The organism is Erythrobacter sp., from assembly GCF_023653175.1.
Classification (GTDB): Bacteria; Pseudomonadota; Alphaproteobacteria; order Sphingomonadales; family Sphingomonadaceae; genus Erythrobacter.
The window spans coordinates 1-10,983 of the sequence record NZ_JAMNXL010000122.1 but is presented as its reverse complement, the minus strand read 5'-3'; the positions used below and the strand labels follow the sequence as shown (position 1 = coordinate 10,983).

The 10,983-nt window shown below is 67.4% G+C and carries 11 protein-coding genes and 1 pseudogene; 7 read left to right on the top strand and 5 right to left on the bottom strand.

Annotation, left to right across the window (positions count from 1 at the left end):
* From NBV68_RS13290 to NBV68_RS13260, 7 genes are all read left to right on the top strand, one after another.
* Window positions 1–369: TetR/AcrR family transcriptional regulator (locus NBV68_RS13290; protein WP_296310548.1), on the top strand; the 369-nt coding region annotated here is incomplete at its 5' end.
* Between the two features lie 123 nt (window positions 370–492).
* Complete coding sequence (locus NBV68_RS13285; protein WP_296310547.1) at window positions 493–1,491, top strand: NADP-dependent oxidoreductase; 999 nt, start codon at window positions 493–495, stop codon at window positions 1,489–1,491.
* Between the two features lie 4 nt (window positions 1,492–1,495).
* Window positions 1,496–2,443 carry a formylglycine-generating enzyme family protein gene (locus NBV68_RS13280; protein WP_296310545.1) on the top strand — a complete coding sequence of 316 codons (948 nt, stop codon included), beginning with the start codon at window positions 1,496–1,498 and terminating at the stop codon, window positions 2,441–2,443.
* Window positions 2,444–2,481: 38 nt separating this feature from the next.
* On the top strand, window positions 2,482–3,135 hold the full coding sequence (locus NBV68_RS13275) for a DsbA family protein (protein WP_296310543.1): 654 nt from the start codon (window positions 2,482–2,484) through the stop codon (window positions 3,133–3,135).
* Window positions 3,132–3,758 (top strand): hypothetical protein, encoded by a 627-nt coding sequence (locus NBV68_RS13270; protein ID WP_296310541.1) that lies wholly within the window; start codon window positions 3,132–3,134, stop codon window positions 3,756–3,758. The genes NBV68_RS13275 and NBV68_RS13270 overlap by 4 nt, the downstream gene beginning before the upstream one ends.
* 29 nt (window positions 3,759–3,787) lie before the next feature.
* Window positions 3,788–4,933, top strand: coding sequence for a haloalkane dehalogenase (locus NBV68_RS13265; RefSeq protein WP_296310539.1), 1,146 nt, complete (start codon window positions 3,788–3,790; stop codon window positions 4,931–4,933).
* Complete coding sequence (locus NBV68_RS13260) at window positions 4,930–6,102, top strand: glutathione S-transferase N-terminal domain-containing protein (RefSeq protein ID WP_296310537.1); 1,173 nt, start codon at window positions 4,930–4,932, stop codon at window positions 6,100–6,102. The genes NBV68_RS13265 and NBV68_RS13260 overlap by 4 nt, the downstream gene beginning before the upstream one ends.
* 76 nt (window positions 6,103–6,178) lie before the next feature.
* Here NBV68_RS13260 and NBV68_RS13255 read toward each other — a convergent pair whose 3' ends face one another.
* From NBV68_RS13255 to NBV68_RS13235, 5 genes and pseudogenes are all read right to left on the bottom strand, one after another.
* Window positions 6,179–6,973, bottom strand: a complete 795-nt coding sequence (locus NBV68_RS13255; RefSeq protein WP_296310536.1) for an enoyl-CoA hydratase-related protein — start codon at window positions 6,971–6,973, stop codon at window positions 6,179–6,181.
* Between the two features lie 2 nt (window positions 6,974–6,975).
* Window positions 6,976–8,202 carry a hypothetical protein gene (locus tag NBV68_RS13250; protein WP_296310535.1) on the bottom strand — a complete coding sequence of 409 codons (1,227 nt, stop codon included), beginning with the start codon at window positions 8,200–8,202 and terminating at the stop codon, window positions 6,976–6,978.
* A 50-nt stretch (window positions 8,203–8,252) separates the two neighbouring features.
* Window positions 8,253–10,049: a sulfatase-like hydrolase/transferase gene (locus NBV68_RS13245; protein WP_296310534.1), complete on the bottom strand. Its 1,797-nt coding sequence runs from the start codon at window positions 10,047–10,049 to the stop codon at window positions 8,253–8,255.
* 8 nt (window positions 10,050–10,057) lie between these two features.
* Window positions 10,058–10,315 (bottom strand): hypothetical protein, encoded by a 258-nt coding sequence (locus NBV68_RS13240; RefSeq protein WP_296310532.1) that lies wholly within the window; start codon window positions 10,313–10,315, stop codon window positions 10,058–10,060.
* Window positions 10,312–10,983, bottom strand: a pseudogene (locus NBV68_RS13235) (glutathione S-transferase C-terminal domain-containing protein); the annotation flags it as partial. The gene NBV68_RS13240 and the pseudogene NBV68_RS13235, both read right to left, overlap by 4 nt.

The window sequence follows — 10,983 nt, the reverse complement described above, 5'->3', positions numbered from 1 at the left end:
CTGCCTTACATGGTCGAGCCGCTCGAAGGCGCCACCTGGCAAGACCTGCTGCGCTGCACTGCGGATCGCCGGGCGCGCGTGTTCGAAATGGTGATGCCCTATCGCATTTCGGCCAATCTCAAGCGGTTCCAATCAGAATTCCTGCTCAAGGATTATCGCCGGATGCTGGCGCTGGAAAAGTCGCTGATCGAGACGCTGCTGCCCAATGCGGTCAAGGCCGATGGGATCACGGTGCAGGCGATCAATTCGGTTTTGAGCTTCCAGACCTGGCGGCTGCTGCGGCACGACAATCTGCTGCCGGTCGACGAGGCGCAGGCGGTGGTGCGCCGCCTGCTCGATGCGGTGCTAGCGCAAATCCCCGAAACGTGAGGCGGGCCTTGGGTCGCACGGCATTTTATTGACATCACCAATGCCATAAAACTAGGATCGCACTCCAGCGAGGGCTGCCGGCATGGGGCCGCGCGCCGGTCGCTCAGGAAAACGGTTCCCGCCATGCACCCAGCGTACCAGTTCCGGCTCGATCACTATCCGCAAGGGGCCGATATGGCCGCAGTCTGGCGCGCCAGTGCCGATCCGGCCCCGCCGCCGGTGGCGGGCGAGGTGGTGGTGCGGATCGCCTATGTCTCGGTCGATCCCGGCATGCGCGGCTGGATCACGCCCAAGCGCAGCTACATGCCGCCGGTGCAGCCGGGCGAGGTGATGCGCGCCTTCGGTATCGGCGAAGTGATCGAATCGGCGGCCGATGGGCTGGCGGCGGGCGACTGGGTCACCGGTTTCACCGGAGTGCAATCGGTCGCCACGCTACCCGCCGCCATGCTGCGCAAGATCGACGTCTCGCAGATCGCTCCGCAGCTTTATCTCAGTGGCCTCGGCATGACTGGCTACACCGCCTATTTCGGGATGACCGACATCGGCCAGCCTGCCGCCGGGCAGACCGCGGTGGTCTCGGCGGCGGCGGGCGCGGTCGGCTCGGTCGCGGCGCAGGTCGCCCGGCTCAGCGGGGCGCGGGTGATCGGCATTGCCGGGGGCGCGGAAAAATGCGCCTATCTGCTTGACGCGCTGGGGCTCGATGCCGCGATTGATTACCGCGCGGGCGACATCGCCGCGCAGCTCGCCGCCGCCGCGCCCGGCGGGATCGATGTCTATTTCGACAATGTCGGGGGCGAGATCCTCGATGCCGTGCTGGGACAGATCAACCGCCATGGGCGGGTTGTGCTGTGCGGCGGCATCTCGCAATATGGCGACATGGACAGCGTGACCGGCCCGGCCAATTACCTCCAGCTGATCGCGCAGAGCGCCACCATGCGCGGCTTTACCATGCGCGATTACCTCCACCGGATTCCTGAGGCCTTCATGGCGCTGGCGGGCTGGCACGCGGCGGGCGAGATCGTGTTCAGGGAGCATGTCCTCGAAGGGCTCGATCGCTTCCCCGAAGCTTTCGCCATGCTGTTCAGCGGCGCCAATCAGGGCAAGCTGCTGATCAAGGTCTAGGCCGATGGGCGGGGCCCGCGCGCTGGGCGTGATCGGCGCTGTGCTGCTGGTGGGCTGCGGCGCGGCAGGCGATCCGGATCCGTCCGCCCAACCAGAGCCGCGGGCCTGTGCCGCCTTGCCCGCCGATGCCATGGTGTGGGTGCCGGGCGGAGAGATGGTGCTGGGGGAAGGCGCCCGTTACCCCGAAGAAGGCCCCCTGCAGCGGGTCGCGGTGGCCGGTTTCTGGATGGACGCGCACGAAGTCACCCATAGCGAATTCGCCGCCTTTGTCGCGGCCACCGGCTATCGCACCAGCGCCGAACGCCCTCCGCCGCCGCTGCCCGGTCTCGTCGGCGGCGCGGCAGCGCCGGGATCGGCGGTGTTCCGCGTGCCCACGCCCGACCAGCCGCAATGGTGGGCGTGGGTCGAGGGCGCCAACTGGCGCGTGCCCAACGGAGACCGCGCCGCCTCCGCACCGCGCGCCGCCGAGCCGGTGGTGCAGGTCTCCTATGAAGATGCCGCCGCCTATGCCCGCTGGAAGGGCAAGGCGCTGCCGACCGAGGCACAGTGGGAATATGCCGCGCGCGGCGGCGGGCCAGCCCTCGCCGAACCGCGCGACGCCGACGGCCAGCCCACCGCCAACACCTATCAGGGGGTGTTCCCCGCGCGCGACCAGGGCCTGGACGGGTTCACCGGCCGGGCGCCGGTGGGCTGCTACCCGGCCAATGCTTTCGGCCTTTACGACATGATCGGCAATGTCTGGGAATGGACCACCACGCCCGCCACGCGCGCCGGCGCCATCGAGCCGGTGAGGATCATCAAGGGCGGGTCTTACCTGTGCGCCGCCAACTACTGCGCGCGCTATCGCCCGGCGGCCCGGCAGTTTCAGGAAACCGGGCTCGGCACCGACCATATCGGGTTCCGGCTGGTCGACAATCGCCGCCCGCCAACGCTTGACGCACCGGCAAATTAATGACACGTAGAATGCCATAACATTTCCGGGATGGGGCGATGACGTTAGGCTTTGATCTGTTCTGGTCGTTCCGTTCGCCCTATAGCTATCTTCTGACCGGGCGGCTGGTCGATCTGGCGCGCGATTATGACGTCGCGGTCAATGTCCGGGTGGTCACGCCGATTGCGGTGCGCCAGCCCGAATTCTTCGCCCACGCCGATCCCCTGTGGGCGCCCTATCTGATGCGCGACACCTATCGAACCGCGCAATTCCTCGGGCTGCCGTTCCAGTGGCCCAATCCCGATCCGGTGGTGATGGATTTCGCCACCCGCACCTATCCCAAGGAGCAGCCCTATATCCACCGCCTCACCCGGCTCGGGCAACTCGCTGCCGAGCGCGGGCAGGGGCTGGCCTTCATCGACGAGGTGAGCCGGTTGATCTGGAGTGGGCGCGTTACCGGCTGGCACGAAGGCGATCACCTGGCCGAAGCCGCCGCGCGGGCGGGCTGCGACCTTGCAGAAATGGACGCGGTGCTTGGCGCCGAGGGCAAGCGGCTCGCCGCCGTCATCGCCGAAAGCGAGGTAGCCCAGCGCGCCGGTGGCCATTATGGCGTGCCGCTCATGGTCTATGCGGGAGAGCCGTTCTTCGGGCAGGACCGGCTGGATCAACTGATCTGGCGGATGGAGCGGGATGGGCTGGAGCGCCGCGCGTGATCCGCCTGAAGCTCGCCTGGTGCGCCGCGCTGGCGCTCGCCTATTGCGCCTTCGTCGTGTGGTATGGCGGGGCAGGCGCACCGCTGACCAAGGCGGAAGGCGCAGCCATGCTCGATGCCATCGGCCAGATGTATCGCGATCATGGCCGCACCCCTGCCAGCACCGATTTCCGCGCCAATCTCGCCGCGATGATCGGCAAGGATGACGGGCGCGAATTCTACATGGTCAATCTCGAAACCCGCAAACCCGGGCCTGAGGCGCTCGCGGCGGAACAGCGCTATGGCCTAGTTGTCCTGCCCCTGCTGCTGAAGCGCGGCAGCCACCCGGTGTTCGTTGCTGATCGTGTGGGCCTGGCGCTGGGACAATATGGGGCCGAAATCGACCGGGTGGGCATCGTGCGCTATCGCTCGCTGCGCGATTTTCTCGACATGAACGCCGATCCCGGCCTGCTCGAAGGGATCGACGACAAGTTCGCCGCGCTCGAACGCACCGAGGTGTTCATCACCCGCCCCGTGATCGCCGCCGAAACCATCCGGCTCACGCTGGCGCTGCTGCTCGCGGTGATCGGCTGGATTGGGATCAAGCTGATCGACTGGCGCAGCGCCCGGCGCACTGCGTCCTGACTTTAGATGCCTTCAAGGGAGACCCGGCAATGCCCACCACCGAACAGAAACAGCGCGGCTATCTTCATGGCGAGCGCAATGGCACCATCACTACGCTGATCCCCGCGCCCGCCGAACTCGCCGCTGCCGAGCCCGAAGTCACGGTGCATCACACCGCCGACGGGGTCGCCTTCGTGCGCACGCCGGAGGACCGCTTTGCCGATCTGCCCGATTATCCCTTCGCCCCGCACTATGCGGTGATCGACGGGCTGCAGATGCACTATCTCGACGAAGGCCCGCGCGATGGCGAGCCGGTGCTGCTGCTGCACGGCCAGCCGGCCTCGTCCTATCTCTATCGCCGGATGGTGACGCCGCTGGCCGAGGCGGGGTACCGGGTGATCGCCCCTGATCTGATCGGCTTTGGCAAGTCAGACAAGCCGATTGATCTGAGGTTCCATCACTTCGAGCGGCAGGTGGCGCTGGTCAAGGCCTTCATCCAGACGCTCGGGCTTGATGCGATTTCGCTGTTCGCGCAGGATTGGGGCAGCTGCATCGGCCTGCGCATCGTCGGCGACCGGCCTGATCTGTTCGCGCGGGTGGCGATTTCCAACGGCCAGCTGCCGGTGTTCCACCCGCCGATGTTCTATATCCCCGAGCCGGTCGAGCTTGATCCGGCCGCGCCTTCCATGCTCGAAGCACTGGGGCCGACGGTCGGCGATCCCTTCCCCGTGGCGTTTCAGGCGTGGATCAATTTCACCCTGACCTCGCCCGGGTTCGATCCCTCGCGGATGATCGCCTACATGTGCGCCGCCGGAGGCCGACCGCTGAGCGAGGCCGAGATCGCCGCCTATAACGCGCCCTTCCCCTCGCTGCTGTTCCGCGCCGGGCCGCGCGCCTTCCCTTCGATGGTCAACCAGTGCGGCACCCGCAACGCCGCCGCCTGGCGCGGGCTGGCGGGCTTTGCCCGCCCCTTCCTGCACGTGCGCGGCACGCTCGATACTCAATTCGGCTCGCAGGAGATGCAGGACAGCATGACCACCATCATCCCCGGCGCCAAGGGCCAGCCGCACACCGCGCTCGAAGCGGGGCACTATATCCAGGACAACAAGGGTGAGGAACTGGCCGCGCTGCTGGTGGATTTCTTCGCCGCCAACCCGATTGCCGTCAGCCCGGTGTCGCGGGTGTTTGGCGCATGACCTGGAACCTGTGGGGCACCCCCAATTCGCTCTACACCGGCAAGGTGCGCAGCTATCTGATCAAGCAGGGCATTCCCTTTGCCAACCGCGCGGCGGCAGAGGGGCATTTCCGCGAGGCGATCATCCCCAAGGTGGGGCGCTGGATCGTGCCGGTGCTGGAAGGCGCGGACAGCACCATCGTGCAGGACGGGGCGGACATTATCCGCCACTTTGAAGCCGCGGGAGCGACGCGCCACCCCGCCTTTCCCGCGACCCCTCGCCACGCGGTGATCGGCCAGATTTTCGAACTGTTCGGCGGCGAGGGCCTGCTGCGCCCTGCGATGCATTACCGCTGGAACTTCGATGCCACCAACCGCGCCTTCATCGAGGCCGATTTCGTCCGTTCTCTTGCGCCGTCTGACGCTGACGAAGCGACCAAGGCGGGGATCTTCGCCATGGCCAGCACTCGGATGCGCGCAGCGATGGCGGGCTTTGGCGTGATGGCCGAGACGATTCCCACGGTCGAGGCGGCCTATGCCGAATTCCTCGCGCTGTTTGATGCGCATCTCGCCGGTTCGCCCTATCTGCTCGGCGGCGCGCCGACGATTGGCGATTATGGCCTGATTGCGCCGCTCTATGCCCACCTCGCGCGCGATCCGGAACCGGCGCGGCTGATGCAGACCACCGCGCACCGGGCGTGGCGCTGGACCGAGCGGATGAACCGCGCCGATCATGATGCGGGCGAATATGGCGCGCCCGCAGCGGCGCTGTTCGCCGATGATCATGTGCCCGATACGCTAAAGGCGCTGCTGCGGTTCATCGCCGAGGATTACCTGCCCGAAGTGCGCGCCTATGTCGGCTTCATCAACGAGTGGCTGGCCGCGCGGCCCGAACTGGAAGCAGGCACCTCGGGGCTGGAGCGACCCTCGGAGCGGCGCATGGGCGATGTCAGCTTCACCTGGCGCGGGCATTCGATCACCGCGATGGTAATGCCCTACCGGCTTTACCTGCTGCAGATGATCCACGACGTGTTCGACGGTGCCGATACCGCGGGCCAAGCGGCGATCGCTGCGCTGCTGGAGGAGACCGGGCTCGCCGATCTGCTCACCCTGCGCACCGCCCGGCGGATCGAGCGGCGCGATCATCTGGAGGTGTGGGGCCCGCCTGGAGCAAGCAGCGCGATCTCGTGATCACCCTGCTTGCTCCAGATTTTTGGTGTCGCATCGTTGTTGCGGAAAACCGGTTCCCACTTTTCCGCACGATGCTTCATCGCCCCTTGAACACCGGCGCGCGCTTTTCGAGGAAGGCGGCGCGCGCCTCCCGTCCGTCCTCGCTGGTGAAGGCGCGGGTGATGTTGGCAACTTCGTAGCGCAGCTGGGCCTCCCAATCGATGGTCTCGCTCGCCTTGGCCATCCCGCGCTTGAGCAGCCGCAGGGTCAGCGGCGACCATTGGCACAGCTCGTCGCAATAGGCATCGAGCCGCGCATCGAAGGCCTCATCCTCGACCACTTCGCCCACAAGCCCGATCGCGTGGGCCTGCGCCCCGTCAACCGTACGGTTTTCGAGCATGAAGCGCATCGCGCCTTCATACCCCAGCGCCTCGATCAGGGTGATGGTCAGCCCGCCATCGGGCGAGCCGCCGATCCGGGTGTAGCCCGCCATCAGCCGTGCGCTGCGCGCCGCCAGCCGCACGTCTGTCGCCATGGCGAGGCCCAGCCCCGCGCCCACCGCCGCGCCGTTGATCCCGCCGACAATCGGCTTGTCGCAGCCCCGGCGCATCACCAGCAGAAAGCGGCTGACCCAGTGCAGATCGTCAATCTGCGCGGTTTGCGCGGTGAGCGAGGAATAGGTCTCGCTGCCGGTAAGATCGACGCCGGCACAAAATGCGCCGTGCGATCCCTTGATCGCCACCACCCGCACGTGATCGTCGCGCGCGGCCTCTTCCAGCGCGTCGATGATCGCCCAGGCCAGCCGGTCGGACAGCGCGTTACGCTTTTCCGGCCGCGCCAAAGTCAGCACCCGCACATGGCCGCGACTTGTCACTTCCAGCCCGCTGTCCATCCTCATTCCTCCTGCTTTGTGTGGTTTGTCGGCCCCTCGGGCGCGCCATCCGCAGGGAAGACCCTCGCAAGCTGGCCCATCGAACACCAGTAGATGTCGCCCGCCCAGCCAGGGGAGGGAAACACCACCCCCTGCATCATCCCGCCCACCGCGATCCGTGCGGCGGTTTCGCCAGTGGTGATGTCGAGCGCGATCACCGCCTCGCGGCCCCCGGCATAGTCATTGGTGATCACCAGCCCCCGGGCAGGATCGCCGAGCAGGTGGCTGGCGCAGCCGATCCCCTCGCGCCGCCACAAGGCTTGCAAGGGCCCATCGCCATAGCGCCAGGCGGCGATCACCCGGTTGGCCGAATCGTAACCCACCACGATCCGCCTCCCCGGATCGACCAGCGGCGGATTGGTGATGCTGCCGCCGGGCAGGCCGCTCACCGTGACCGCCTCGGCATCATCGCTGTTGTCGAGCGCCACCCTGATCAGCCGGTTGGCGGTGCGCCGCACCCCGCGCCCGATCATGCTCAGCCGGTAGCGGTGGTGGCCATTGTCCATGAACCACGCATGGCCATCGGCGATCACGGCATCCCAGCCGTAGGAATTGCCGCTGTCCGCAAGATAGGCATGCCGCCAGTCTGGATCGCGCCGCAGCGTGGTGCCATCCCAGTGGAAGCGCATAATCGAGGCGGTGCCGATCAGATAGACCGTGTCGCCCACCGCGCTCAGCCGCGCGATCGAGGGTTCGGGGCAGGCGACCGGGGCGCAGACCGGGGCGAGGCTGACCGGATCGAGCACGCTTAGCATCGCGGGAGCATGGTCGGACAGGTTCTTGGTCACGATCAGCCCGCAATCGAGGATCACGAAGCTGTTGTAGGCGGCATTCTCGGGCAGGCGGTGCGCGGCCTTGACAGTGCAATCGCGCCCCAGCCGATGCGCCCAGCGGCCATAGACGGTGATGAGATCGCCGTTTGCGTGCAGCGCCATCCCGCCCGGCCACATCGGCCCGCCCGGCAGGCGCGGCGAGCGGGCGAGGGGACGCAGGGTCGCCGGATCGATCCGCTCCACCCGCGCATGGGTGGCAAGGCCGATCTGGCTGCGCAGGGCATTGTGGGTCAGCAGGAACACCTCGCCCGGCGCGCCGAGCACGGTCATCGTGGTCATCCGCACCCGGCGGGTGGTGACCTGCAGCGCAACGCCGCGTTGAAGCGGCAGTCCGAGGCCATCGGGCAGGGCCTGCATCCGCGCTGGCCCGCCATCCTCACACGGCCAGGGGGTGGGCGCGTAGCCTGTCACGGCGCGATGCGGCGGGCAGTGCGGCGGCGGCGGCGCCACAGCCACGCGCCGCCCACCAGCGCCAGCGCGAGGCCCAGCGCATAGGGCCATAGCATCAGCAAGCGCGGCACCAGCAATTCGGCCGTGGCATAGGCTATGATCTGGTCGGGCGCGGAATAGCCAGCAGGCATCGCCAGCACACCGTCAGCCTTGGCATAGGCGGCATATTTGGCCTGCATCGCGGCGAAGAGCTGAGGCTCGCGCGCGGCAAGATCGGTGGTCTCGCCCGGATCGCGCACGATGTCGTAGAGATGCCATTGGCCATCGCCATAGGGGGGCAGGTTCCTGACGAGTTTGTAATCACCCTCGAACAGCGCGGCATTGCCCGACAATTCGTAACCCAGCGGCTCATCCGGCGCGCGCACTGTCTCGGCCGCGCCGGTCAGCATCGGGCTTAGATCCTTGCCGGTGATCGGCTCGGCCCTCGCGGGCGTCGGCGCGCCCGCCGCCCCCGTCAACGCCAGCAGCGTGGGCGCGATGTCGGTGACATGGGCTAAGCCGCGCGCGATCCTGCCTGCCTGAAGCTGCGGATTGCCCGGCCAGGCCACAATCAGCGGCACCCGCAAGCCGCCTTCGCTGGCGGTGAACTTGTAGCCGCGAAAGGGCGCCGCCAAGGCGCTGGCGAACCCCGCGCCGATCACCGTCAGCGATCCGGGCCGCCCCTGCCGCTCGACCCGCAGATCGTAGAACGCCTCGACATTCATGCGCTCGAACGTGCCAAGATTGACCGGATCGCTGGGTTCGGGGCCATTGTCCGAGAGGAACACGAAGATGGTGTTGTCATACTCCCCGCGGGCCTTGAGCGCGGCGATGAGCCGTCCGACCTCGCGGTCCATCGCGGTTGCCATGGCAGCGTGCGCGGCCATCGCCCCGGCGCGCTGGGTCTGCTCGGCGGGGGTGAGCGCGGCCCAGTCGGCGGTGCTCTTCATCCGCACCATCGCGGGCTCGGGCGCGAGCAGCCCGCGCGCCGCCGCCCCGCGCGCCCGCGCCTGGCGCAGCGCATCCCATCCCTCGCGGTAACGCCCGGCATAGCGCGCGAGATCAGCATCGGGTGCCTGAATCGGAATATGGTTGGCAAGGAAATTGATCGAGGCATAGAACGGCCGCCCCCGGCGCGCGGGATCATCGAGATAGGCGATGGTCTTGTCGACAATCAGGGTCGAGGAATAGAACGGCGCGGGCAGCACCACCGGCTGCGAATCCTCGGTCCATTTGACCTCGTTGTAGAGCACGTGGATCGGCTTGTTCTCGAAGTTGTCGGCCCCCGATTGCAGCAGCGCCAGCGCCCGGTGATAGCCGCGCGCGCGGGGCTGATCGGCGGGGTCCATGCCAAGGTGCCACTTGCCCACCAGCACATTGTAATAGCCCGCTGCCTCCAGCCGCTGCGCCAGCGTCAGCACGCGGGTGTTGAGCGTGGTGCCATAGCCCGGCTGGCCGCGATGCTGGGGCGGGATCGTCTCGGGCATGTTGCCCACCCCGGCGCGGTGGCTGCGCACCCCGGTCTGGAGCATGGCGCGGGTCGGCGAACAACTGCCCGCAACATGGAAATTGGCGAACCGCACGCCCTCCAGCGCCAGCGCGTCAAGATGCGGCGTGGCGATCTCGCCGCCGAACGCGCCGACATCGGTAAAGCCCCAATCATCGGCGAGGATGATAACGATGTTGGGCCGCCCCGACGAATTGGCCGGCTGCTGCGCCCACACGGGGGAAACCGCTGCCAGCCCCGCCGCGAAGACCAACCACAGCCGACGCATTGTGTTTGTCACTGCCCGGCTGCGGCCATCATCGCCTTGATCTCGGCGAGGGTGACAAACCCGTCCTTGTTGGCATCGACCCGGTCGAAATTCCTGTGAATCCGCGGCATTCCGGCCTTGGCCTCTTCCCGGGTCAGCTTGCTGTCTGCGTTCTTGTCAGCGGCCCTGAAACGCTGTTCGGCGAGCTGGGCATTGCTCGATTGGGCCACTGCGGTCTGCGGGACGATCAGCAGGGCGAGCGCAAGGAGGGGGAGCTTGGAAGTCATGCGAAAAGTCCTTTCAGTTGGGTGCGGGTAAGGAGAGGGTCGAGCGTATCGCGATCCGCCGGGCTGAGCGCGGTGTGGCGCGCGCGCAGATCGGCAAGGCATTTGAGCTGATAGCGGAAGGTGCCTTGAGTATAGGGCAGCCCATCGACGGTGATCGCAAAGGTTTCCTCGCCTGCCTCGGCGGCAGCGGCATTGGCGATCAGGAACGGCGCATAGACCGCGCCCGCCACGGCCAGCAGCTGCTCCACCACCGGGGCGAGCGGGGCATCGGGCGCGTCCCAGTCGCCCTCCACCCCCGACATGTCATCGACATGCAGCAACCAGCGATAGGCATAAGGAAAATCGGCGCGCATCATCGCCTGTGCGGTGGGATCGACGCCGAGCTGCGAAAGCTGCCCGAACAGGCCGAACTCGGCGAGGCTCGGGCGGGTGCCGAACAGGCAGTGGCGCGTGGTCAGGTGGGCTTCGAGCGCGGCCAGCACCGCGCGGGTGGTGCGCTCGATCAGCGGGAAATTCTCTTCGGTGCAGCCGACGATGGCCATGCGTTCGACCTGGCGGGCGCGGAACTGCGCGGCATAGGCCTGGCTCGCCGCGAGCCCGCCGCCTTCCAGCGCATCGAACGCCAGCCAGCGGCTCATCTGTTCCTGATCGACCGGGCGCAGCCAGCG

Excerpts from the sequence above, each read along its gene's own strand:
- NBV68_RS13285 (WP_296310547.1), top strand. The coding sequence starts at position 493 with ATGCACCCAGCGTACCAGTTCCGGCTCGATCACTATCCGCAAGGGGCC.
- NBV68_RS13280 (WP_296310545.1), top strand. The coding sequence starts at position 1,496 with ATGGGCGGGGCCCGCGCGCTGGGCGTGATCGGCGCTGTGCTGCTGGTG.
- NBV68_RS13275 (WP_296310543.1), top strand. The coding sequence starts at position 2,482 with ATGACGTTAGGCTTTGATCTGTTCTGGTCGTTCCGTTCGCCCTATAGC.
- NBV68_RS13265 (WP_296310539.1), top strand. The coding sequence starts at position 3,788 with ATGCCCACCACCGAACAGAAACAGCGCGGCTATCTTCATGGCGAGCGC.
- NBV68_RS13260 (WP_296310537.1), top strand. The coding sequence starts at position 4,930 with ATGACCTGGAACCTGTGGGGCACCCCCAATTCGCTCTACACCGGCAAG.
- NBV68_RS13255 (WP_296310536.1), bottom strand. The coding sequence starts at position 6,973 with ATGGACAGCGGGCTGGAAGTGACAAGTCGCGGCCATGTGCGGGTGCTG.
- NBV68_RS13250 (WP_296310535.1), bottom strand. The coding sequence starts at position 8,202 with ATGCAGGCCCTGCCCGATGGCCTCGGACTGCCGCTTCAACGCGGCGTT.
- NBV68_RS13245 (WP_296310534.1), bottom strand. The coding sequence starts at position 10,049 with ATGCGTCGGCTGTGGTTGGTCTTCGCGGCGGGGCTGGCAGCGGTTTCC.
- NBV68_RS13240 (WP_296310532.1), bottom strand. The coding sequence starts at position 10,315 with ATGACTTCCAAGCTCCCCCTCCTTGCGCTCGCCCTGCTGATCGTCCCG.